The 24,135-nt window shown below is 73.8% G+C and carries 18 protein-coding genes; 3 read left to right on the forward strand and 15 right to left on the reverse strand.

Going from position 1 to position 24,135, the window contains the following annotated elements; genetic code table 11:
• The coding region (locus CTKZ_RS01640; protein ID WP_124341303.1) for a glycosyl hydrolase family 28-related protein at positions 1–1,959 on the forward strand (1,959 nt) is incomplete at its 5' end.
• A gap of 171 nt (positions 1,960–2,130) precedes the next feature.
• Here the strand turns inward: CTKZ_RS01640 and CTKZ_RS01645 are convergent.
• The 9 genes from CTKZ_RS01645 to CTKZ_RS01685 all read right to left on the reverse strand — a co-directional run bounded on the left by CTKZ_RS01645 (position 2,131) and on the right by CTKZ_RS01685 (position 13,511).
• Positions 2,131–4,134 carry a beta-galactosidase gene (locus CTKZ_RS01645; protein ID WP_124341325.1) on the reverse strand — a complete coding sequence of 668 codons (2,004 nt, stop codon included), beginning with the start codon at positions 4,132–4,134 and terminating at the stop codon, positions 2,131–2,133.
• Positions 4,131–6,323: a beta-galactosidase gene (locus tag CTKZ_RS01650; RefSeq protein ID WP_124341304.1), complete on the reverse strand. Its 2,193-nt coding sequence runs from the start codon at positions 6,321–6,323 to the stop codon at positions 4,131–4,133. The genes CTKZ_RS01645 and CTKZ_RS01650 overlap by 4 nt, the downstream gene beginning before the upstream one ends.
• Before the next feature lie 78 nt (positions 6,324–6,401).
• Positions 6,402–7,349, reverse strand: a complete 948-nt coding sequence (locus tag CTKZ_RS01655; RefSeq protein WP_124341305.1) for a carbohydrate ABC transporter permease — start codon at positions 7,347–7,349, stop codon at positions 6,402–6,404.
• The gene (locus tag CTKZ_RS01660) at positions 7,346–8,296 is read right to left on the reverse strand and encodes a carbohydrate ABC transporter permease (RefSeq protein WP_124341306.1); all 951 of its coding nucleotides are present in this window, start codon (positions 8,294–8,296) and stop codon (positions 7,346–7,348) included. The genes CTKZ_RS01655 and CTKZ_RS01660 overlap by 4 nt, the downstream gene beginning before the upstream one ends.
• A gap of 70 nt (positions 8,297–8,366) precedes the next feature.
• Positions 8,367–9,743 (reverse strand): extracellular solute-binding protein, encoded by a 1,377-nt coding sequence (locus CTKZ_RS01665; RefSeq protein ID WP_124341307.1) that lies wholly within the window; start codon positions 9,741–9,743, stop codon positions 8,367–8,369.
• A 115-nt stretch (positions 9,744–9,858) separates the two neighbouring features.
• Positions 9,859–10,872, reverse strand: coding sequence for a LacI family DNA-binding transcriptional regulator (locus CTKZ_RS01670; protein WP_235843125.1), 1,014 nt, complete (start codon positions 10,870–10,872; stop codon positions 9,859–9,861).
• 181 nt (positions 10,873–11,053) lie between these two features.
• Positions 11,054–11,785, reverse strand: a complete 732-nt coding sequence (locus CTKZ_RS01675; RefSeq protein WP_124341309.1) for an ABC transporter permease — start codon at positions 11,783–11,785, stop codon at positions 11,054–11,056.
• Positions 11,782–12,615: an ABC transporter ATP-binding protein gene (locus CTKZ_RS01680; protein WP_124341310.1), complete on the reverse strand. Its 834-nt coding sequence runs from the start codon at positions 12,613–12,615 to the stop codon at positions 11,782–11,784. The genes CTKZ_RS01675 and CTKZ_RS01680 overlap by 4 nt, the downstream gene beginning before the upstream one ends.
• Before the next feature lie 41 nt (positions 12,616–12,656).
• The gene (locus tag CTKZ_RS01685; RefSeq protein ID WP_124341311.1) at positions 12,657–13,511 is read right to left on the reverse strand and encodes a maleylpyruvate isomerase family mycothiol-dependent enzyme; all 855 of its coding nucleotides are present in this window, start codon (positions 13,509–13,511) and stop codon (positions 12,657–12,659) included.
• A 100-nt stretch (positions 13,512–13,611) separates the two neighbouring features.
• Between CTKZ_RS01685 and CTKZ_RS01690 the strand changes: the two genes are divergently transcribed.
• Positions 13,612–14,016, forward strand: coding sequence for a DoxX family protein (locus CTKZ_RS01690; RefSeq protein WP_124341312.1), 405 nt, complete (start codon positions 13,612–13,614; stop codon positions 14,014–14,016).
• Here CTKZ_RS01690 and CTKZ_RS01695 read toward each other — a convergent pair.
• The 6 genes from CTKZ_RS01695 to CTKZ_RS01720 form a co-directional block, all read right to left on the reverse strand.
• Entirely contained in the window at positions 13,982–14,773 is a 792-nt protein-coding gene (locus CTKZ_RS01695) for a putative protein N(5)-glutamine methyltransferase (protein WP_200829610.1), read from the reverse strand. The genes CTKZ_RS01690 and CTKZ_RS01695 overlap by 35 nt on opposite strands.
• Before the next feature lie 107 nt (positions 14,774–14,880).
• On the reverse strand, positions 14,881–15,528 hold the full coding sequence (locus CTKZ_RS01700) for a TetR/AcrR family transcriptional regulator (RefSeq protein WP_124341313.1): 648 nt from the start codon (positions 15,526–15,528) through the stop codon (positions 14,881–14,883).
• A 101-nt stretch (positions 15,529–15,629) separates the two neighbouring features.
• Complete coding sequence (locus tag CTKZ_RS01705) at positions 15,630–16,145, reverse strand: GNAT family N-acetyltransferase (RefSeq protein ID WP_124341314.1); 516 nt, start codon at positions 16,143–16,145, stop codon at positions 15,630–15,632.
• A 142-nt stretch (positions 16,146–16,287) separates the two neighbouring features.
• On the reverse strand, positions 16,288–17,793 hold the full coding sequence (locus tag CTKZ_RS21325) for a chaplin family protein (RefSeq protein WP_160142799.1): 1,506 nt from the start codon (positions 17,791–17,793) through the stop codon (positions 16,288–16,290).
• A gap of 77 nt (positions 17,794–17,870) precedes the next feature.
• Entirely contained in the window at positions 17,871–19,010 is a 1,140-nt protein-coding gene (locus tag CTKZ_RS01715; RefSeq protein WP_124341315.1) for a hypothetical protein, read from the reverse strand.
• Between the two features lie 287 nt (positions 19,011–19,297).
• On the reverse strand, positions 19,298–19,495 hold the full coding sequence (locus CTKZ_RS01720) for a hypothetical protein (protein ID WP_124341316.1): 198 nt from the start codon (positions 19,493–19,495) through the stop codon (positions 19,298–19,300).
• Positions 19,496–20,078: 583 nt separating this feature from the next.
• Between CTKZ_RS01720 and CTKZ_RS01725 the strand changes: the two genes are divergently transcribed.
• A complete protein-coding gene (locus CTKZ_RS01725) occupies positions 20,079–24,101 on the forward strand; it encodes an SGNH/GDSL hydrolase family protein (RefSeq protein ID WP_124341317.1) in 4,023 nt (1,340 codons plus the stop codon).
• The last annotated feature ends 34 nt before the right edge of the window (positions 24,102–24,135 follow it).

The raw sequence follows: 24,135 nt of genomic DNA on the forward strand, positions 1-24,135 counted from the left end.
GCCACCGGCCGCCCCGGCCCGCCCGTCCCGCCCGGGACGGCCGCGGCGAGCCCACCCGCGACCCGTGCCGCGCTCGACCCGGCCCTCGTCGCGGGGCGCGGCGCCGACCTCGGGGTCGTCGAGCAGGAGGCCGAGGCCGCGACGACGAACGGCACCGTCATCGGCCCCGACCGGACCGCCTACACGCTGCCCGCGGAGGCGTCGGGCCGGTCGGCGGTGCGGCTGCTGCCCGGCCAGCACGTCGAGTTCCGGCTGCCGAAGGCCGCGAACGCGCTGACGATCCGTTACGCGATCCCGGACGCCCCGACGGGCGGCGGGATCACGTCGCCGCTCGACGTCACCGTCGGCAAGGACCGGCGGACGATCACGCTCACGTCGCAGTACTCGTGGCTCTACAACCAGTACCCGTTCACGAACGACCCGGACGCGGGACTGCTGCACCCCGACTGGTGGATCACCGAGTGCGGCTGCGTGCCGTCCGCGACGACACCGGCGCCCACGATCACCACGCCGTTCCGGCCCATGCACTTCTACGACGAGCAGCGCGTGCTGCTGGACCGGACCTACCGCGCGGGCGAGACCGTGCGGCTCACCGTGCCGAAGAAGGCCACCGCCGCGTGGACCGTGATCGACCTGCTCGACTCGCAGCTCGTCGCCGCGCCGCACGTGCGGCTCAAGGCGGCCAACGCCGTGCTGTTCGGCGCCGACCCGACGGGCCGTCGCGACGCCGCCCCCGCGATCGAGCGGGCGATCGCGTTCGCGAAGAAGCACGACCTGCCCGTCTACCTGCCGCCCGGCACGTACCAGGTGAACCGGCACCTCGTCGTCGATGACGTCACCATCGAGGGCGCCGGGTCGTGGTGGACGACGCTGCGCGGGCGCGAGGTCGCTCTGCCGACGCCCGCACCCGACGGGTCGGTCCACACCGGCGTCGGGATCTACGGGAAGCCCGCGGCGGAGGGCGGGTCGCGCGACGTGCACCTGTCCGGGTTCGCGATCCAGGGCGATGTCCGCGAGCGCATCGACACCGACCAGGTGAACGGCGTCGGCGGGGCCATGAGCGACTCCTCGATCCGCGACCTGTACATCCAGCACACCAAGGTCGGCATGTGGTTCGACGGACCCATGTCGAACCTCGTCGTGAGCGACAGCGTGATCGTCGACCAGATCGCCGACGGCGTGAACTTCCACACCGGCGTCACCGACTCCGTCGTGCGGAACTCCGTCGTCCGGAACACGGGCGACGACGCGCTCGCGATGTGGGCGCAGGGCACGACGAACGCGCGCAGCACGTTCGAGCGCAACACCGTCCAGACGCCGACCCTCGCGAACGGGATCGCGATCTACGGCGGCGAGGACATCACGGTCGTCGGCAACCTCGTCGCCGACCCCGTCCGGGAGGGCAGCGCGCTGCACGCCGGGTCGCGCTTCAGCGCCGAGCCGTTCACCGGGTCGCTGCGGTTCGTCGACAACACGACCGTCCGGGCCGGGACCTACGAGCTCAACTGGAACATCGGGCTCGGGGCGCTGTGGGTGTTCGCGCTCGACCGCAGCATCGACGTCGACCTGCAGGTCGTCGGGGACCACTTCCTCGACAGCACGTACAACGCGCTCATGCTCGTGACCGACTGGCCCGTCAAGGACCGGTACTCGATCACCGGCGTCGACGTGCGCGACGTGCGCGTCGACGGCACGGGCACGTCGGTCCTGTCCGCCCGGTCCGCCGGGTCGGCGACGTTCACGAACGTCGACGCGCGCAACGTCGGGGCCGTCGGCATCAACAACTGCGGCGCCTTCGGGTTCACGCCCGCGGGCTCGGAGTTCACCGTGGTCGACGGCGGCGGCAACGACGGCGGCGGGACGACCGGACCGTGGATGGCCCCGTGGGAGCTGCCGAACACGATCACGTGCGACGACCGGCCGCCGGTGGTGCCCCCGCCGCCGCCGTCCGCGTGGTGACGCGCGGGGTGACCCGCTGAGACCGGGGCTCCCGGGCCGGAGTGCGCACCGGTCCGGGAGCCCCTTCGTCTGCGACGGGCCCACCGCGTCAGCGGCAGGCGCGCGACGACGGGTGGGTGCGTCAGCGGTCCTGGCGCAGCCACCCGTCGTCGGCGACGGCCCGTCGCCGCGTCAGCGGTCCTGACGCAGGACGAGGACGCCGTGAGCGGGGACCGTCGCGCCGCCGTCATGCACGCCGCCCGCGACCAGGTCCGTGCCCGACGCGTCGATCCGGGCGTCGTCGTCGGTGTGGTTGATCGCGAACAGCCACGCCGCGCCGTCGCCCACGCGCCGGACGACCTCGACCCCGGCCGGGACGTCGGGCACCAGCGGGTCGACACCGGCAGCCGCGAGCACCGTGCCGAGCAGCGCCGACGTCGACGCCGGGTCCAGGCGCGTCGCGACGTACCAGGCCGCGCCGTCGCCCACGTCGCGACGCGTCACCGCCGGGAAGCCTGCGGACGGGCCGTCGGCGAACGACGCCACGACCTCCGCGTCGGGCACCGTCATGCGCTCCGACCACACCTCGCCGACGGACCCGTCGTCGAGCGTCACGCGACCGCCGTCGGGGAGCGGTGCGAGCTCCTCGCCGCGCACGCCCAGGAGGTCGCGGAACGCCCCCGGGTACCCGCCGAGCAGCACGCGGTCGTGCTCGTCGACCATCCCGGAGAAGTACGTGACGACGACCTGCCCCCCGCGCGCCGCGACCGCCTCGAGCCGGTCGGAGAGCCCGTCCGGCGCGAGGTACAGCGTCGGCACGAGGACCACCTCGTACCCGTCGAGCGGTGCCGTGGCGGGCAGGACGTCGACGGCGACTCCCGCGTCGAGCAGCGCCCGGTGCAGGCGTCGCGCCTGGTCGAGGTAGCGGACGTCGACCGTCGGGTGCGCCTCGAGCTCGGCGGCCCACCACGCCTGCGTGTCCCACAGCAGCGCGACGCGTGCCCGCTCGACGACGCTCCCCCGCACCTCCGCGAGCCGCCCGAGGGTCGCGCCCAGGTCGACGACGTCCCGGAACAGCGCCGAGTCGCGGCCGGCGTGCGGCACCATCCCCGAGTGGTACTTCTCGGCGCCCGCGCGGGACTGCCGCCACTGGAAGAACAGCGCGCCGTCGGCGCCGCGCGCCACGTGCTGCAACGAGTTGCGCAGCAGCTGGCCGGGGCCCTTCGCGAGGTTGCGCGGCTGCCAGTTCACCGCGCTCGTGGAGTGCTCCATGACGAGCCACGGCTCGCCGCCGGCGAGCCCGCGCACGCGGTCGGCGCTGAACGCGAGCTCCGCCCAGCCATCCGGGTCCGCCGCCCACAGGTAGTGGTCGTTCGAGACCAGGTCGACGAGCGGCGTCGTGGCCGCGTAGTCGAGCTGGTGGAACTCGCCCATCACCATGTAGTTCGTCGTGACCGGCAGGTGCGGCGTGACCTCGCGCAGGACCGCGGCCTCCGCGGCGAGGTGGTCGACGAACGCGTCGGACGAGAACCGCTCGAAGTCGAGCCGCTGCCCCGGGTTGGGGATCGTCGTCGTGCGGCGCGGCGGCAGCACCTGGTCGAACGACGCGTACCGCTGTCCCCAGAACGCCGTCCCCCACGCCAGGTTGAGCGCGTCGACGTCGTCGGAGTACCGCGTGCGCAACCAGTCCCGGAAGGCCGCCGCCGACACGTCGCACCAGCAGCGCCCGTTGTGGCACGCGAGCTCGTTCGACACGTGCCACATCCGCACCGCCGGGTGCTGCCCGTACCGCTCGGCCAGCACACGGGCGATGCGCAGCGCGTGCTCGCGCAGGACCGGGCTGCTCGGGCACCACGACTCGCGGCTGCCCTGCGTGTACCGCAGGCCGTCCGCGTCGACGGGCAGCATCTCCGGGTGCTTCAGATGGAGCCACACCGGCGGCGCCGCGCTCGGCGTCGCCAGGTCGACCCCGATGCCGTTCTCGTGCAGCAGGTCGAGCACACGGTCCAGCCACTCGAACCGGTAGACACCCTCCTCGGGCTCGAGCTCGCCCCACGAGAAGATCCCGACGGACACGAGGTTGACCCCCGCCTCGCGCATGAGCGCGACGTCCTCCTGCCAGACCTCCTCCGGCCACTGCTCCGGGTTGTAGTCGCCGCCGAACGCGATGCCCTCGGTGGGCCAGCGCGCGCTCACCGGGTCACCGCCACGAGCACGTCCCACGCACCGAGCGTCACCGTGGCACCCGCGTCGAGCGGGCCTCCCGGCTCGTCCGGCGGCGGCGGGTCGGCGGGACGGTCGCCGCGCGCGGCGAGCACGTCGAGGTCCGCGGGGGTGACGACGTCGACCGCGTCCCACGACCAGTTGTGCAGCACGTGCACGCGGCGGCCGTCGGTCGTCGTCGAGGTGTGCACCGTGACGCTCGGCGGCAGGTCCGACCAGCCGGCGAGCGGCTGCGGCACGAGCCAGCGCGCGAGCGACCGCGCGAACGACGCGCCCGGCACGGTCCCGACGACGGTCACGCGCCCCGCGCCGTACGCCCGGGTCGTCGCCGCGGCCCAGGCCCCGTGGTGCGGGTGCACGTACCGCGCGAGCACGTCGGCCTCCCCGTCCGCCGCCGCGGTCGTGCGGTCGCCCTCGGGCGGGGTGCCGGGGGTCAGGCCCTCCGCCCACGCCGTCGCCGTCGCGTCGTCGTCCAGGGTCAGCGGGGAGCCGGGGGCGGCGACGACCGGGACCGGCGTCGGGAGGTTGGCGATCTCGTCGTACCAGGCGCCTGCCGCCTCCGACAGGCCGCCCGGCTGGACGGTCGCCCGGGCGCGCGCCTCGGTGTCGGCGTACCCGGTGCGCGGGCCGACGACCAGGTGCCCGCCCGCCTCCGCGTACCGGCGCAGCCAGGCGAGCTCGTCGTCGGAGGCGGCGTAGAACCCGGCCGCCACGAGCACGGGGAGACGCGCGGCGACGGCCGCGGGGTCCTCCGCGCCCACGTGCTGCGGTCGCACGACCCGCACCTGCAGGCCCGCGTCGAACGCGCCCCGGTAGAACGACGCCACGATCCGCGGGTAGGACAGGGGGTCGCCCTCGCCCGACGCCGTCTGGAGCGGCGGCTGGCCCGCGAGCGCCCACCGGCTCGCGCCGTGGTGCCAGATCGCGACGTCGGCGTCGGGGGTCGCGTCGGCGAGCAGCCCGCCGACGCGCCCGAGCTCCGCCCCGAGCACGGCCATCTCGCGGTACGCCCGGCCGGGCACGCCGCTGTGCGGCAGCACGCCGCCCCAGTACGTCTCGGCGCCGTAGTGCAACGTGCGCCAGTGCCAGTACTCGACCATGCGCGCGCCGCGGGTCACGAGCGCCCACGCGGCCTGCCGCCACTGCCCCGGGTAGGCGGGCAGGTTCGTCGACGGGCCGCCGATGGCCTGCGCGTCGGTCTCGGTCACGAGGAAGGGCTCGTCGCGCGAGGACCACATCACGTCGGCCACCTGGAACAGCGCCCACGTGCCCGTCGCTGTCCACGACTGCGGCACGACCGCCGCCGACGGGTGCGCGAGGCCGTCCTGCATCGTGTAGTACGCGTTGCCGCTGGTCACGTCGAGGACCGACGCGAGGTCGGCGTCCTCGAGCGCGGGCCGCTCGTACGCGATGCACGTCGTCACCCACTGACCGGGCCGCGCGAGCTCGCGCACGGCGCGGGCCTGCCAGTCGATCATCTCCGTCGTCAGCGACGCCTGGAACCGACGCCACGCGAGGTCGTACTGCGGCTGCGCGTTGCCGTCGGGCGTCCACAGGTCGGCCCACGTCGAGAGGCGGTGCGACCAGTAGACGAGGCCCCACTCGCGGTTGAGCGTCTCGACGTCGCCGTACGTGTCCGACAGGTGGTCGACGAACCGCTCGAAGATCCCGCGGTTGTGCAGCAGGTGCAGGCCCGGCTCGTTGTCGACCTGGTACCCGACGACGGCCGGGTGGTCGCGGTAGCGCTCGACGATCCGGCGCAGCACGCGCTCGGCGTACCAGCGGAACACCGGGTGCGTGAAGTCGACCTCCTGCCGCGCGCCCCAGCCCATCGGCCGGCCCGTCGCGGACTCCCCCGCGATCTCCGGGTACCGGCGGACGAGCCACGGCGGTACCGCGTACGTCGGGGTGCCGAGCACGACGTCGATGCCGCGCTCGTGCGCGCCGTCGAGCACCGGCTCGAGCCAGTCGAGGTCGAACCGCCCGTCGGACGGCTCCCAGGTGGACCAGACCGACTCGCCGACGCGGATCACCGTGAACCCGGCGGCGGCCATGAGGTCGAGGTCGCGCTTGAGGTCGCCGGGCGTCGGGTCGGCGCCGGGGCCGTGGTACTCGTGGTAGTACGCGGCGCCGAAGCGGACGCGGTCGTGCTGCACGGACATGAGGTCTCCTCAGCCGGGTGTACCGGTGGATCAGGGGCCGCGGGCGACAGCGCGCCGGCGGCGGGAACAGGGGGTGCGTCAGCCCTTGACGGAGCCGGTCGCGAGCCCGGACTGCCAGTACCGCTGCAGGAACAGGAACGCGACGATCAGCGGGATGATCGAGATGAGCGATCCCGTGATGACGCTCGAGAACAGCGGTCGTGAGCCGGAACCGCCCGCGGCGGTGGCCTGCCACTGCGCGAGGCCGACGGTCAGCGGGAACAGGTCGGGGCTGTTGAGCACGATGAGCGGCAGGAAGTAGTTGTTCCACGTCGCGACCAGCGTGAACAGCAGGACCGTCACGAGGCCCGGGACGAGCAGCCGCAGCGCGACCTGGAAGAAGATCCGCAGCTCCCCGGCACCGTCGACGCGGGCCGCCTCGATGAGCGTGTCGTCGACCGCGTCGGCCGCGTACACCCGCATGAGGAACACCCCGAACGGGCTGACGAGCGAGGGCAGGATGACCGCCCACGGCGTGTTCGTCAGGCCGGCCTTCGCGAACAGCAGGTACGTCGGGATCGCGAGCGCCGTCGTCGGGATCATGATCGACCCGAGGATGCCGCTGAAGATCGCGTTGCTGCCGGGGAACCGGTACTTCGCGAACGCGTAGCCGGCCGCCGTCGCGAGGAACGCGGCGCCGACGGCTGCGGTGCCGGCGTAGATGACGGTGTTGCGCATCCACAGCAGGTAGACGCCGTCCTGCGCCGTGAACACGGCCTGGATGTTCTCCCACAGGGACATCGACTGCGCGAACCACAGGCCGAACGAGGAGAACAGGTCCGCGTTCGACTTGGTCGACGCCACCACGAGCCAGAACAGCGGGAGCAGGAAGTACACCAGGGCCAGCAGCATGAGCACCGTCAGCAGCGGGCTGCGGCGGGGCTGGTCGCTCGAGTAGGCGCGGCGGCGGCGGCTGCGCGGTGCCGCCGGCTGGGCGGGTCCGGACGCGCGCCGGCCCGCGGGGGTGCTGATCGTCGTCGTGGTCATCGGGCACGCTCCTTGCGCTCCCTGCGCTGCGCCGAGAGCTGCACCACGTAGGAGACGATCATGATGACGATGCCCAGCACGAAGGCGATCGCTGCGGCGTAGTTCAGGTCACGGTTGATGAACGAGAGGTTGTACGCGTAGAGGTTCGGCGTGTAGTCGGTGCCGATCACGTTGGGCGCGAGCGACTGCAGCAGGTTCGGCTCGGTGAAGAGCTGGAACGTGCCGATCACGGAGAAGATCAGCGTCAGCAGGAGCGCCGGGCGGACGGCCGGGATCTTGATGCTCCACGCGGTGCGGACCGCGCCGGCCCCGTCGACGGATGCCGCGTCGTACAGCTCTGCGGGGATCGCCCGCAGCGCGGCGTAGATGATGATCATGTTGTAGCCGACGAACTCCCACGTGACGATGTTCATGATCGAGAACAGCATCCAGTCGGCCGACAGGAAGGGCGGCGCCGGGGCGCCGACCGCGTCGGCGATCTGCGCGGCGGGCCCGAAGTCGGGGCCGTAGAGGTAGCCCCACATGAGGGCCGCGACGACGCCGGGCACCGCGTACGGGACGAAGATGCCGAGCCGGATGAAGCGCTGCAGGTACAGCACGCCCGCGTCGAGCAGCAGCGCGAACAGGAGCGACAGCCCGAGCATGACCGGCACCTGGATGACCAGGAAGAGCGTCATGCGTCCGACGCCCGACAGGAACGACGGGTCGGACAGCGCGCGCGAGTAGTTCTCGAGCCCGACGAAGGCGGTGCCGCCGACGAGCTGCTCGCGGAACAGGCTGAGGTAGCCCGCGTAGACGAGCGGCGTGACGAGGAACAGGACGAAGATCGCGACGAACGGCGCGATGAGCAGGTACGCGGTGGCGTTCTGCTTGCGGCGCATCGGCGACGAGTGCCGGTGCTTCCGGGGCTGCGCGAGGGTGCGCTCGGGCGTGACGACGTCGGTCATCGGTGTCTCCCGGGGTCGGTGAGGGGTGCCGGTCCCGCGGCCTGCGGAGTGCCGCGGGACCGGCGGTCCCTCAGTCGGCGACGGTGAAGCCCTGCTGCTCGGCGTAGGTCGTGAGCTTGTCCTGCCACGCCTGCATGGCCTCGACCAGGTCGGTCTTGTCCGCGATGGCCTTGCCGACGGTCTCCTCACCGGCGGAGTAGGCGTAGTCCATGAACGGCAGCCAGCCGAAGTCCGGCTCGACCGTCGAGGACACCTCGGCGAACAGCTTGTTGACCTCCTGGCCGCCGTAGAACTCGGACTTCTCGTCGGCGAACTGCGGGTCCTCGAGGACCTCGGTCGTGGTCGGGAACAGGAACTGCTCCGTCGCCATCGTCATCGTCGACGCCTTGTCGTGGTTGATCCACAGCGCGAGCTGCGACGCCGCGATCGGGTTCTTGGTCGACGCGAGCACCGCGTCGGACGAGCCGCCCCAGTTGGCGGACACGTTCGCGCCGTCCTCCCACTGCGGGATCGTCGACGCGCGCCACAGGCCCGACGTGTTCGCAGCCGTGCCCTGGAGGAACACGGGCCCCCACGCGGCGGCCACCCAGGACGCGTACTTGCCGTTCGCGAGCCCCTGGTACCAGGCGTCGGTGAAGTCCGGGTCGACGGAGACCGCGTCGGCGGCGACGAGGTCGCCCCAGTACTGCGCGACCTGCGTGGCCTCGTCGGACATCAGGTCGATCGTCACCGTCTCCTTGCCGTCCCAGCCGAACGGCCGCGCACCGGCCTGCCACAGCAGCGCCGTGAACTGGCCCATGTCGTTGCCGGGCAGGTTCGTCAGGTAGAGGTTCGGGTCCTTCGCGTGCAGGTCGGTCGCCGCCTGGGCGAACGCGTCCCACGTCGTCGGGACCTCGATGCCGTGCTGCGACAGCAGGTCCTCGCGGTACAGCAGACCCATCGGGCCCGAGTCCTGCGGGACGCCCCACACCTTCTCGCCGTCGGTCGACTTGACCTGCTCCCACACCCACGGCACGTAGTCGTCGCCGACGTCGGCCGGCATGTACGGCGTGAGGTCGAGCAGGTTGTCGCCCAGCGCGAACGACGACAGGTGCTGGAACTCGACCTGCGCGACGTCCGGGGCGCCTTCGCCGGCCTTCAGCGCGCTGCGGAGCTTCTGGTAGTGGTCGGCCCCCTGGCCGACGTTGACGACCTCGACGTCGATCGCCGGGTAGGCGTCCTCGAAGAGCTTCACCTCCTTCTCGATGTCGGGGACCCACGTCCAGAAGGTCAGCTTGGTCGGCGTCTTCATGGCCTCGTCGATGTCGGCCTGGCTGACGGGGCCGGTCGTCTCGCCGCCGCCGTCGCTCCCGCCGCCGCTGCTGCAGGCGGTGAGGGCGAGCGCCGCCACGGCGACACCCGCGGTGAGCCCGGCGGCCTTGCGCCGCCACGTGATCGTCCTCGACATGCTCCACTCCTTCGTGAAGGTCGTGCTGGTCCGGTCGGTGCGCGCGCCCCGCCGCGATGGTGCGCGGCGGGACGCCCGGGTTGGCCTCGTGGGCCGGAGTGCGGGTGCGGCTGGGTCAGCCCCGCCCGCGGGGTGCTGCTGTCGTCTCCCGGACCACGAGCTCGACCGGGACGTCCTCGCGACGGTCCTGCCGTCGCGGGTTCTCGACGGCGTCGACGAGGAGCCGGACGCCGAACGAGGCCAGGTGCGCGAGGTCCTGGCGGATCGTGGTGAGGGAACGCGTCAGGTACGCGGCCTCAGGGATGTCGTCGAAGCCGACGACGGACACGTCACCGGGGACGTCGCGACCCGCGTCGGCGAACGCGCGCAGCACGCCGATCGCCATGTGGTCGTTCGCGACGAAGACGGCGGTGACGTCGGGGTCGGCGGCGAGGCGCTGCCCGACGGCGTAGCCCGACGGTGCGCTCCAGTCGCCGTGCAGGACCTCGGGGACGGGCGCGCCCGCCGCGGCCAGCGTCTGCCGCCAGCCGTCGGCGCGCAGCCCGGCCGACCGCCAGCCGGACGGGCCGGCGACGTGGTGGACCGTGCGGTGCCCGAGTCCCAGCAGGTGCTCGGTCGCGGCGCGGCCGCCACCCGCCTGGTCCGCGTCGACCATGAGCTCGTTCGTCGAGATGCCGTAGCGGCCCGACAGGCTGAGGAGCGGCAGGTCGCCGACCTGCGCGGCGTCGAGCGTGAAGACGCCGACGGGCTCGTTGACGGCGATGCCGTCGACGCCCTGCTCGACGAGGTCCAGCAGCGAGCCGGTGATGCTCTCCGGGTCCCCCTCGAGCGTGTTGACGACCGACATCGCGTAGCCGGCCTCGCGGATCGCCCGCTCGATGCCGACCATGATCGACGCGGGGCCGAAGTCGGTGGACCCGACGGACAGGACGCCGATCGTCCTGCTGCGGCCGGAGACGAGCTGACGGGCGGCACGGTTGGGCCGGTAGCCGAGGGTTGCGGCGGCGTGGCGGACCCGGTCGCGGACCTCCGGGCGGACGTGGGGGTCGCCGTTGATGACGCGGCTCACGGTCTTCTGCGAGACGCCGGCAGCGCGCGCCACGTCCATCGCGACGACTGCTCGCTCCACGGCCACGACGGTGTCCCTTCGGTCGGCTCTGCCCGATGACTACGTAGTCAAACCACTGGATGACTACGTAGTCAAGTGGCGTGGATCACAGGAGTGTGACGATTCAGAGACGGTCGCGCTCCCACACCCGACGTCCCGCGCGTCAGGGGCCGGCCGCGCGCCGTGCGGCGTCGGGAGACGTTCAGGGAGTCCGGCGACGCAGGGTCGAGGCCCCGACGACGAGGGCGCCGACGATGAAGAGCGCCACGACCCCGACGTCGCCGCGCACGTCCGACCAGCCCGACCCCGCCGCGAGCTTCTGCATCGCGTCGAGCGCATAGGTCAGCGGGAAGACGCGCGACAGCCACTCGAGCAGCTGCGGCATCTCGTCGCGGGGCATGAGCAGACCGCACGTGATGATCTGCGGGAAGATCACCGCCGGCATGAGCTGCACCGCCTGGAACTCGGTCCGGGCGAGGGCGGACGCGCCCAGCCCCAGCGCGCACCCGAGGACCGCGTCGAGCACCGCGACCAGGATCACCAGGCCGATCGGGCCGGCCACGTCCATCCCGCACACGCCCACCGCGAACCCGACCACGACGAGCGCCTGCACCGACGCGAGCACCGCGAACGCGATCGCGTAGCCGACGACGACGTCCGCCCGGCCGATCGGGAGCGTCATGAGCCGCTCGAGCGTGCCCGACGTGCGCTCCCGCAGCGTCGCGACGCTCGTCACCAGGAACATCACCAGCAGCGGGAACAGCCCGACGAGCAGCGGACCGAACTGGTCGAGCACCGGCGTCCCGTCGAACATCCACGCGATCAGGCCGATGAGCAGGCACGGCAGCAGCAGGACCAGCGCGATCGTGCGGTGGTCGTGCCGCAGCTGGGTGAGGACGCGGGTCGCGGTCGCGGCCGTCAGGCGGGGGCTCACGACGCACTCCCGGTGTCCGTACCGGTCGCGCCCGTCGTGCCGGTCGCGTCGGCCCTCCCCGTCCTGCCCGTCGCGCCCGTCGCACCGGGCACACCGGCGGGGCCGGCCGCCGCGTTCGCCGCGTCGACGAGGGCGAGGAACGCGTGCTCCGCGTCGGGCGCTCCCGTCTGCGCGAGCAGCTCGGGCAGGGTCGCGTCCGCGAGGACCCCGCCCTCGCGCATGAGGACCAGCCGGTCGCACCGGACCGCCTCGTCCATCACGTGGCTCGACACGAGCAGGCTCGCGCCCGCGTCGCGGAGCCGGCCGAACAGGTCCCACAGGTCGCGGCGCAGCACGGGGTCGAGGCCGACGGTCGGCTCGTCGAGCACCAGCAGCTCGGGGTGCCCGAGCAGCGCGATCGCGAGCGAGACGCGGGACCGCTCACCGCCGGAGAGCGTGCCGATCGTCTGCTTCGCGCGTGCCGTCAGGTCGACCTCGTCGAGCGCCCGGTCCACCTCGCGCTGGCCGAGCCCGAGGATCGCGGCGGCGTAGCGGAGGTTCTCGGTGACGGTGAGGTCGGAGTACACGCTCGGGGCCTGCGTCACGTAGCCGATGCGCCGCCGCAGCGAGGGAGCGCCGGCGGGCTCGCCGAGGACGAGCACGTCGCCGCCCGCGACCACCTGGGCGCCGACGATCGCGCGCATGAGGGTCGTCTTGCCGCTGCCGCTCGGGCCGAGCAGCCCGACCACCTGCCGACGCGGGACGGCCAGGTCGAGCGCGTCGATGACGGGCCGACCACCACGGACGACGCGCAGACCGACGACCTCGACCGCCGGGGTGTTATTCCCCATGCGAGGAATTGTGCTCCTCGCAGGTACGGCGGGGCAAGGGCCTACTGGCTCGACTCGACGAGCACCTCGCGGAACCGGTCGACGACGGCTCGCTCCCCTTCGACCGCGAGCGCGTCCAGCGGTCCCCGGCCCCACAGCCAGAGGTCGAGGTCCCACGCGGACCCCGTGAGCGTCACCGTGCTGCGCGCGTCCTCCGGGGCCACGTCGCGGGCGACCAGCTCACCCGCGTCCAGGTCGTACGTGGTGCCGGTGCGCGGCGACGTCCCCGCGAAACGGCCGAGCGCGATCAGCCACGAGCGACCGGCGTCGGACGCGACGACGAGCACGCGTCCGTCGTCGTCGGGTGTGAACGTCGCCCACGGCGGGAGGCCGCTCATCATCACGGCGAGCATCTCGTCGACCCCGTCCGCCGCGACCTCGACCGGCGGCGCACCGACCGGGAGCCCCGCGACCTGCTCCGCGTCGACGCGGTGCACGAGCGCCTCGTGCGCCTGACGTCGGAGCGCCCACGCCACGTCGCCGCCGTGCGGCGACCACGACCAGCACCGCTCCGACGGGTCGTGCGCGTCGAACGCGTCGAGCAGCGCCCCGGTCCGCGTGCGCAGGAACGGCACGAGCGCGTCGTCCGGCTCGCGCTCCGGGCCGTCGAAGCCGCCCGGCGGGTCGCCGCCCACGTCCACCACCGCGTCCGGCGCGGCCAGGCCGACGACCCTCGACCAGAAGTCCTGCGTCTCGCCCAGGTGGTACGCGAGGTCCGCGGCCGACCAGTCCGGGCACGCGGGGACGCGCGCGTCGGGCGGCACGGCGGCCAGCGCGTCGGCGGCGCGGGCGGACTCCTCGCGGACCACCTCGGCGAACGGCAGCGTGGACGGGGACGCGCTCGACGACGTCGTCATGGCGCGACAGTAGCGACCCGCACCGACAGCCCTGCCCGGCACCCAGTCACCGCTCCGGCCGCGCGGGTGCCGTCCGTCGGCGTTGCTCCTACGGTGAGGCGTGCTCCCCGACCCGGTCCGCCGTCACGGTCCCGCCCTCGCGCTCGCCGCCGTCCTCGGTACCGCGGGCGTCCTCCACCTGCGCCGTCCAGCGATCTTCACGTCGCTCGTCCCCCGTCGGCTGGGCGACCCCGAGCCGTGGGTCCTGGGCAGCGGGGTGGCAGAGCTCGCATGCGCGGCCGTGCTCGTCCCGCCCGCGACCCGACGCCTCGGCGGGCTCGCGTCCGCCGCACTGCTCGTCGGGGTCTTCCCCGGCAACGTCACCATGGCCGTCCGGTCGCACCGCGGTGCCCGGCACTGGTCGCGCCACCCCGTCGTCGCGTGGGGACGGCTCCCGCTCCAGGTGCCCCTCGTCGCGTGGGCGCTCGCGGTCAGTCGTCGAGCGGACCGTGCCACCGGCCGATGACCACGGTCGCCCCGAGGTCGTCGTCCGCGACGACCCGCGGGAACAGCCCGGCCGACGACATCGCCGCCGCGGTCGCGGGCGCCTGCCGCTCGCTCGTCTCGATCAGCAGGTGGCCGCCCGGACGCAGCCAGCCGGGCGCCGCGGACGCGACCCGTCGCTGCACGTCGAGCCCGTCCGCTCCCCCGTCGAGCGCGACCAGGGCCTCGTGGTCGCGGGCCTCCGGCGGCATGAGGCGCACCTCGTCCGACGGCACGTACGGGGCGTTCGCGGTCAGCACGTCGACCCGACCGCGCAGGTGGTCCGGCAGCGGCGCGTCGAGGTCGCCCAGCAGCGCGACCCCGCCGACCGGGACGAGGTTGCGGCGGGCCACGACGACCGCCGCCGGGTCCACGTCGGCCGCGACCAGGACCGCGTCCACCAGGGACGACACCACCGCGAGACCCACGGCACCCGTCCCGCAGCACAGGTCGACCACGACCGCGTCGCGCGCCGGGGCGAGCGCCACGGCCTCGCGCACCAGCAGCTCCGTGCGGCGGCGCGGCACGAAGACGGTCGGCGCGACGACGACGCGCAGACCGCAGAACTCCGCCCAGCCGACGACCTGCTCGAGCGGCTCCCCCGCGACGCGTCGGGCCACCATCCCCTCGAGCGCGTCGGCGTCGACGGTCGCGTCGAGCAGGAGGCGGGCCTCGTCCTCGGCGAAGACGCACCCGGCGGCGCGCAACCGCGCGGCCAGCGTGGGGATGTCGGGCAGCACGTGCGGAACCTACGCCCGCACGGACCGGTCGCGCGACGGGTCCGACCGCCCGTCGTGCCCGGAGCACCTCGTGCGGGGGCAGGCCGCTCCGGAGACGGCGGGGGTCGTCACGTCGAGGTGTCGGGCAGCGGGTCGGTCATGTAGCGCTGGAGCGTCGGCCCGACGAGCGACGCGAGCCGGTCGACGTCGAGGGACGCCAGGGGCTCGACGCCCAGCACGTGCCGCGCCACGAGCACCCCCACGACGTGGGACGCGACGAGCGACACGCGCACGGCCGGATCAGGCCCGGGCAGGACCCTGCTGACCTGCGCGAACACCTCGCGACCGACGTAGCCCATGATCACGTGCGGCGGGACGCCGTCGGAGCCGAGCGCCGAGAACACGGCGCGGAACGTCGCGCCGCCGTCGGAGTCCCACACCCCCACGACGGTCCGCAGCAGACGCTCACCCAGCCCGTCGAGGCCGCCGGCGACCATGGCCGCCGCCGTGCGACCCGGGTCCACACCCTGCGGGATGACCCCCGCCGCGAACAGCGACGCCTTGTCGCCGAAGTAGTGCCGCACGAGCGCCGGGTCCACGCCCGCCCGACGTGCGACCGACCGCACGCTCGCGGCGTCGAACCCCTTCTCGGCGAACTCCGCGCGCGCCGCCGCGACGATCGCCCCGCGGGTGTCCTCGCCGGCGGGACGCCGCCCGCGCGGGCGCGGCGTCTGCGCGGGCTCGGCGCCGGGGTCGACGTCAGGGGCGGACTGCACCAGCCCAGCGTAGGAGGGCGCGACGAGACCGGACCGGTGCGTCGCGGTCACGTCCGCGCGTCGGACGTCGGCGCGGGCCACCTCCGTCGCGGCTGCTCCCTCTACGCACCCCGGACGGCGACCGGTCGGGCCGTCGCCACCAGGGCGTCGCCCGTGAGGCGGTAGCCCGTCCAGTCGTCCATCGGGAACGCGCCGAGCGAGCGGTAGAACGCGATCGACGGCGCGTTCCAGTCGAGCACCGCCCAGTCGACCCGGGCGTACCCGCGCTCGACCGCGATCGCCGCGAGGTTCCGCAGCAGCGCCTGCCCGTAGCCGTGGCCACGCTGGTCGGCGCGGACGTACAGGTCCTCGAGGTAGAGGCCGTGCCGGCCGGTCCACGTGGAGTAGTTGAGGAACCACACCGAGATCCCGACGACGGCGCCGTCGCGCTCGACGACGTGCGCGAACACCGCCGGGTGGTCGCCGAACAGCGCGGCCGTCAGGTCGGCCTCGGTCGTCTCGACGGCGTCCGGCTCGCGCTCGTACTCCGCGAGCTCGCGGATGCAGGCGAGGATGCCGGGCTCGTCACCGGGGCGGGCGGGGCGCAGGACGGCGCCACCCGAGAGCGTCGTGGTCACGGGCCGTGACGTTACCCGCGCACCGGTCCTGACCGTCCGGAGGTCCACGCACGGGCCCGACGGTCGGCGTGCGCGGGCGCGGCGGCACTCGCCAGGGCACGCCCGTGGGGCGACCGTCGTCCGGCCGCCCCACGGGACGCGCTCACCGCGTCGGCGGCGCCTGGCGCTGCGTCGGCACGTGGTCGAGCAGCTGACGACGACCGTGGTCGCGGGTCGAGGTCGCGGCCTGACGGAGCGTCAGGCCGATGCCGACCAGCGCCACCACCGCGAGACCGCCCAGCCATGGCGAGGCCCCCGTCGCGGCGAGTGCGGACGGCAGCCCGGCAGCCGCGAGCGCCGCCCCGGAGCCCGCCGTGATCGCGGTCGCGGCACGCGCCGCCCCTGTCGGCGTCGACGCCGGCGCGGAGCCCGACGCTCCGCCACCCCCCACGACCGGCAGCGTCCCCACCGCGCTGCCGCCCGTGCCCACGGTGCCGCCGCCGGACACCGATCCGTTCGAGCCCGTCGAGCTCGTCGAGCCCGTCGAGCCCGGCACCGTGCCGGGGGTCGTCCCGGCCGCGGTCCCGACGGTCGCGTCACCACCGATGCCGGCGGCGACGCCCGCGACGTCGACCGGCAGCGTCACCGGCACGGACACGAGCCCGTCGCCGGACGTCGAGCCCGCCGACCCCGTGCTCGTCGACATGCCGTCGACGGCGGCGTCACCCAGGACACCGAGTGCGACCCCGGACACGTCGACCGGGACCGTCACCGGTGCCTCGACGAGCGCGCCGCCGGACGTCGCACCGGTCGGGCCCGTGGCCGAGGGCGTCGTGTCGGACGCGCCCTCGACGACCGCGTCGCCCAGGACGCCGAGCGCCACCCCGGAGACGCTGACCGGCACGGTGACCGGCGCGCTGACCGGCGAGCCGTCCGTCTCCGGTCGGCTCGCCGGCCCGTCGCTCGTGCCGACGGGCGCACCCGCGACCGAAGCGTCCCCCAGCACGCCGACCGCGATGCCCGAGAGGTGGACGGGCGCGGTCACCGGCGCGCTGACGAGCGCGGCAGGGGCGGACGTCGAGGAGGTGCCCGCCGTGTCGGACGTGGGCGCGCCGTCGACGGCGGCGTCACCCAGGACTCCGAGCGCGACACCGGACACGGTGATCGGCGCGGTGACGGGAAGGGCGACGGCGGTCTCGTCGTCGGTGCCCTGCGCGTCCGGACGGCTGCCGCCCGTCGACCCTGCGGTCGACGCGGACGAGCCGACCGTGGCGTCACCGAGGACGCCCATGGCCACGCCGGCGACGTCCACCGGCGCGACGACCGGTACCTCGACGAGCGCGGCGGGCGCGGCAGGCGCCGGTGCCGGGCTGGTGACGGGCGCGGGCGGCGGGTCCGCGGCGGGCGCGGCGGACACGGACGTCGCGTCCCCGCCGACCGCGACGGCGACTCCGGAGACGTCGACCGGCACGGTGACCGGTGCCTGGACGAGCGTGCCCGCGTCGGGTGCGAGCCCGAGGAGACCGTCCGCACCGCCGACCTGGAGTTCGACGGACAGGGTGGCGGGTGAGGCGGGTGGTTCCGTGGCGTGGGCCAGGCCGGCCCCGGCGACGACGATGCCGCCGCTCACGAGCGCTGTCTGCAGCGCTCGACGGACGAACGTGTGCATGGTGGTGCTCCTCCGTGCTGATGGGTGGCCCGTGCGGGCCGTGGACGCGTGCCGCGACGTGCGCGGCCGGTCCTCCGTCAGGCGGGAGAGCGGGGAACCTCGGCGGCGGGCGGGGTCGCGGGCACGGCGAGCGTGCCGCCGAGGAGGCAGCGCCCGAGGTCCGGCTGGTGCGCGGCGGTCGCGAGCACCGCGGGCGTGTCGCCGCCGCGCGCCCCGGACGTGCTGCTGGGCGTGGTCGGGGTGCTGCCGGGCACGTCGGACGGGCCACGGCCGGCCGGATCGGACGGCACCGGCACACCGGAGGAGGGTGCGGTCGTCGTCGAGACGGTCGACGGACCCGCCGGCACGTCACCGGCGGAACGCACGGGCACCGCGTGGCGCGCCGCGACGGTCACCGGGCTGGTGGGCTCGGACGTCACGAGCGGCTCGGGCGCGGTGGCCGTCGGCGCCGGCTGCGCGACCCCGGTCGCCGCGTCGGTGGGCACGGCCCCCGGGAGCGCCGCGTCGACGACCGGCCGGAGTCGGTCGACGACGGGATCGAGGACGTCGAGGCCGTCGGTGGCGGGCGCGAGCGCCCCGCCCAAGGGTGCGACGACGTCGGTGAGCGGTCGGAGAGCGGAGGCGAGCGGTCCGACCAGCGGCGCCGCCCCGTCGAGGACCGGCGTGACCGCGTCGACGACGGGGCGCAGCGGTGCGACGGCGGCGTCGAGAGCCTCGACCGTCGGGGCGAGAGCGTCGCCGACGGGTGCGGCGACGGCCGCCGCAGGGGCCGTGACCTGGGCGCTCACCGGCGCCGCGGGTGCGGCGACCGTCGTGAGGGTGGGCTGGACGGCGGGCGCGACGACCTGCTCCGCGACCGGCTGCGCGACGGGCGTGACGACCCGCTCGACGAAGGACTGGGCCACCGGCGTGACGACGTGCTCGACCACGGGCTGCGCGACGGGTGCGACCGCCCGCTCCACGACGGGCTCGACGACCGGGGCCACGACGGCGTCGACCACCGCGGGGAGGACCCCCGCGAGCGCGGTCGGCACACCGCCCTCGGCCGCGGCCCCGCTCGCGTGGAGGTCGGTCGGTGCCGGCTCGGCGGCGTGGGCGCGCGGCGCGGACAGGACGCTCTGCACGAGGACGAGGAGGGCGAGGCCGACGAGCGCGAGGAGGCCGCGCAGGAGCCACGTGGCTCCTGCGGCCGTCGCACCGCTGCGAGTCGTCGACATCGTCGTCACTCCCCCTGAGCAACTTCTCCGTGCGACCGACCGTACGAAGGCCGGTTGCGCCCGGCAACCGGAGGGCGGTCGGGCACGGGGCACGTGAGCGCGCGCGTGCACGTCGCCGCGGTCGTGGCGTCACCGCAGGTCGGCACGGGCCCGACGGCCGCCGCTCCTCGACAAGACACACCGCGGCGGAGCCGGACGCGTCATCCGTTCGGACCAGCGGGTCGTCCGGCATCGCGTGCGTGACGGTGCGGGGAACTCTCGAGCGGCCCCGCCGCCGGCCCTTCAGCTCAGACCGCGCACTCGCAGACGAGGTTGTACTCGACGACCTCGTCACCCTCGTCCGGCCGGGCCCACGCCTCGGCGTCGGCGCGCGAGGCGAACTTCCGACCGGCGAGGCGGCCGTTGGCGAGGAGGACGCTGAACTCGATGAGGGTGCGCGGGTCGTCCAGGTCGACCGTCGTCGTCGTGCCGGTTGCCTCGCTCATCGTCCGCCCCTCCTCGTGGCCGCCGCAGACCGGGTCGCGGCGACTCACCCGGCACAACGCCCGCCTGGGGGCTCGCATTCCGTCGTGGCACGTGCGAGGGAGGTGGACCGTCACGGCATTCTGGTCCCGCCTCGGCAATGCTCCCGCGGGGCATCGACCGAAACGACACGTGCCTGCCACGACGTGCGTGTCCCACGACCGGGACGAGCGACGTCCCTGCACCTCGGAGCACCAGGCGGAGGTCCGGCCGAGCCCGCGAAGAACGGCGCGGCGGGCGATCGGCGGCGACGTTTCTCCGACGTTCTCACGCGTGCCCGGTTTCGTGCCCGACAGGTTCGGCCGGGACCCGTGAAGCACCCTCGACCCGTCGAGAGTCATAGCGTCCGACGCCTTTCGACGGGGTGAGAGAACGCACGTCTGCCCACGTCAGATCGTGCGGTTGGGGGAAAACCTGCTCGAAGAAGGACCCGCTGTGCTATGGCGGGGCTCGTCGGTCACACGACCATTGACGCAGCGTCCTCGTATCCACCAGGGTGTCGCCCGCGACGGCCGCACGCGCTGCTCGCCGACTCAGGGGGCACGCATGCGCATCGGTGGTCCGGCACGCACTCTCACCGTCCTCGTCGCGCTCGGTGCGCTGACGGTGACCGGCGCCCAGGCGGCGCCGACCCAGCCCGACGCGCCGCCGGCCGCCGCCGCGGGGGGCGCCCCCGCCGGCCCGTCGCAGCTCCCACCCGGCACGGACCAGGTGGTCGAGGCGCCGGCGGTCGACGACCTCACGACCGAGATCCCGATCGACCAGCGCGACGCCACGCTCGGCGACGGGTGGGAGACCTCGACCGACCAGGCGTGGACGCTCTCCGGCGACCCCGCGGGCCTGCACGTCCTCCTCGCCGACGCGTCCGACGGCTACGCGTGGCGGACGGTCGCGACGTTGGCCCAGCCCGGCATCGAGACCGACCGATGGATCGGGAACGCGTGCCTCACGGAGTCGGGCGACCGGCTCGTCGTCGCCTACGCGCCGCGCTCGTTCACCAACGAGCCCGAGCTGTTCCTCCAGGGCGCGTGGACGGCGGTCGTCGACCTGACCAGCGGGACGGTGGCGGACCTGCCGGTGCGCGGGAGCCTCGAGTACTTCACGCCGTCGTGCGGGCACGACGAGGACGCCGTGCTCACGGTGTCGGGTGGCGACGAGCTCGCCGCGACGCGACTGGTCACCGTCGACGCCGTGGCCGCGACCGTCGACGCCCCGGTCGACGTGTCGGGTCAGGTCACGTCGGCCGTCCCGACCGGCTCCGGGGTCGTCGCGGCCGTCGGGACGCAGGTCGCGCGCATCGACGGCGCGGGTCACGTCATCGCGCTCGCCCGCACGACCTCGGTGCCCTACGAGCTGACGACCGACGCGGACGGTGGGGTCGTCTTCCTCGAGCACGACGGGACGACGGCGACCGCACGCCGCCTCGACGCCGCACGCATCACGAAGCCCCGGCCGCGGACGGCCGCTCCCGCACTCGCGACGGGGCCCCTCGCCGAGGTCGGCGTGACACGCACGCCGCGCGGTCAGGTCCTGCTCACGGGCAAGGCCAAGGCCTCGCGCACGCTCCCCGCGACGGTCCGCGTCGCGGCTGTGCCGACGGACGCGGAGGTGAGCGTCGACGGCTCCGTCGTCGTCGACGTGACGTCCGACCACCTCCCGGTGCGCGGACCCGACGGGAGCGTCGACGTGACCGCCCCCCTCTCGACGCTCGAGACGCGCGTCACCAGCCTCTCGACCGGTCGCACGGTCGCCGTCGACGCGGTCGTCGACGGCGTCGCGCCCGGCACCGCAGCGCCGGACGCCGGTGCCGCCGAGCCGACCGGCGCCGACGAGCGGCCGCTCTCGGCCCCGCCGTCGCGCGCCCTCGACCGCGGGGTGACCGCGCCGTCCGCCGTGACGACCGCCGCTGACGACCCGTACGGCGTGCACGACACGGTCGACGTGGGCCGTGGCTGCTCCGTGCCGCGCAACTCGCTGCTCAACCAGACGGTCCAGCCCAAGCCGCGGCAGGTCGAGTGGGCCGTGAACCAGGCCGTGAAGGGTGCGCTCACCGTCCAGCGGCCGGCCAACTGGAAGAACCTCCAGATGCCCGCCTACACGCCGCAGGGGATGTTCCCGTCGATCCCGCTCCGTGGCGGCGGCGAGGTGCCCTCGCAGGTGATGCTCGGCATCCTCGCCCAGGAGTCCAACCTGTGGCAGGCGAACGGCTACGTCGTCCCCGGCGTGTCGGGCAGCCCTCTGATCGGCAACTACTACGGGATCAAGAACGGCCTCGAGGCGAACGACCCCGACCGGTTCAACCCCGACTTCGCCGCAGTCGACTGCGGGTACGGGGTCGCGCAGGTCACGGACGGCATGCGCCTCGCGGACACGGGGATGCCCGGCGGGCGCAGCTGGAACCAGCAGCGCGCCATCGCGCTCGACTTCGCCGCCAACGTCGCCGCGGGCCTTCAGATCCTGCAGGAGAAGTGGAACCAGACGTACGACGCCGGCATGAAGATCAACGGCGGCGACCCCTCGAAGATCGAGAACTGGTTCTACGCGATCTGGGCGTACAACTCGGGCTTCTACCCGGAGGCCGACAAGAACACGCAGGAGCGCAACGGCGCCTGGGGCGTGGGCTGGGTGAACAACCCGGCGAACCCCAGCTACCCGCCCACCCGAGGGTTCTTCCACAAGAACCCTGCCGACGCGACGCACCCGCAGGACTGGCCCTACCCCGAGCGGGTCATCGGGTTCGCCGCCTTCCCCCCGTCGCTCCTCGAGTCGCCCGGCACCTTCGTCGGGGCCTTCCGGCCGGCATGGTGGAACGGCGAGAACACGCTCGAGAACAGCAACCGGCTCGGCGCGAAGCCGCCCATCGGCGCGTTCTGCGACCCGGCTGACGGTTGCGTGTACATGGACTCCTACGGCCAGTGCGTGCACAAGAACAGCCAGGGCGTCATGGACTACCGCTGCTGGTCCCACAAACCCGTCACGTGGAAGACCAACTGCTCCTACAGCTGCGGCAACCCGTTCATCCGCTTCGTCGCCGGGTACGCCTACCAGGAGGACGGCAACGCATACCCACCGGTCTGCGGACCGACAGGGCTCCCCTCGAACGCGCTCGTCATCGACGACGTCCCCGCCGGCACAGCACCGGTCCGCTCGGGCTGCTCGTCGCCCGCCACGTCCGCCGGAACCTTCAGGTTCACGTTCAGCAGCGCAGACGATCCGACCGAGTTCCCGTCCAAGATGGACCTGCACCAGCTCGGCGCCGGCTACGGCGCGCACTTCTGGTTCGGGCACACGCGGACGGAGGCCGTGCGGAACGGGTCGATGGAGTTCACGGGTACGTGGACGCTCGACCGGTCCCTCGACCAGTGGGCGCGGGTCCTCGTGCACCTGCCCGACCACGGCGCGCACACGCAGGAGGCGAACTACCGCGTCCACACCGGCGTCGGCGAGCCGAAGCTGCGATCCGTCCTGCAGCGCACGGAGCGCAACGGGTGGGTGTCGCTCGGCGTCTTCGACATCGACGGCGTCCCGAAGGTCTCGCTCTCGACCGAGACGGAGCACGGGGACACGGTGGACGGGCAGGGCAACCCTGTCACTCCCAGCAAGAACGAGGACATCGCGTTCGACGCAGTCGCCTTCGTCCCGCTCCCTCAGCGCCCCAAGGACATCGTCGTCGCGCTCGGGGACTCGTACTCCTCGGGGGAGGGCACGGACGACTACTACGCGGAGTCGAACCAGTTCGGCAACGATCCGCGGTACCGGAACGCGTGCCACCGTTCGCCGCAGACCTGGTCCCGCCTGGCGACGATGCCCGGGTCGAGCCAGACGATCGGTCAGCGCGCCGACGCGCTGGACCCGACGATGGACTACCACCTGCTCGCCTGCTCGGGCGCCAAGACGAACCAGGTCGTGACGGACGGTCAGTACCAGGCGCTGTCGCAGCTCGATCGGGGGTTCATCGACGAGAGCACCACCCGGGTCACGATCTCCATCGGGGGGAACGACACCGGCTTCTCGAAGATCGCGATGTTCTGCAGCATCACCCCGCACTGCCACTACGACGTCATCACGGACGGCAGGAGCCCCTACGCGGCGGGGATCGAGAACAAGATCGCGGACGAGGTGGGGCCGGCCGTCACCGAGACCTTGCTCGCCATCCGGGACCGAGGGGAGAACGCCAAGGTCATGCTCATGGGATACCCCAAGCTCTTCTCGGGGCACGTCTGCCTGGACCCGGTCTCGATCGCCATCGACGCCAGCGAGGTGGACTGGCTGAACCGCGTGAGCGAGTTGCTCAACGCGGAGATGTCGGCGGCGGTCGACCGTGCGAACGACATCGAGGGGACCGAGTTCGCCACGTTCGCCTCGCCCGTGGAGGCGTTCGACGGCAAGACGATCTGCGGAGGTTCGCCGGCGTACATCCACAGCGTGATGTGGGACAAGAGCGAGAGCGACGAGTCCGGGTGGGACGACTGGTGGAAGCCCGCGGCGAAGGGCATGCACCCCACGGTCGACGGGTACCGGGCCTACGCAGGCGTCGCGACGAGCGCGTTCGCGGCGATGGGCGGATGACACCGACGTCCCGACGCCGTGTGGTGGTGACGGC

This window comes from Cellulomonas algicola, from assembly GCF_003851725.1.
Taxonomy (GTDB): Bacteria; Actinomycetota; Actinomycetes; order Actinomycetales; family Cellulomonadaceae; genus Cellulomonas; species Cellulomonas algicola.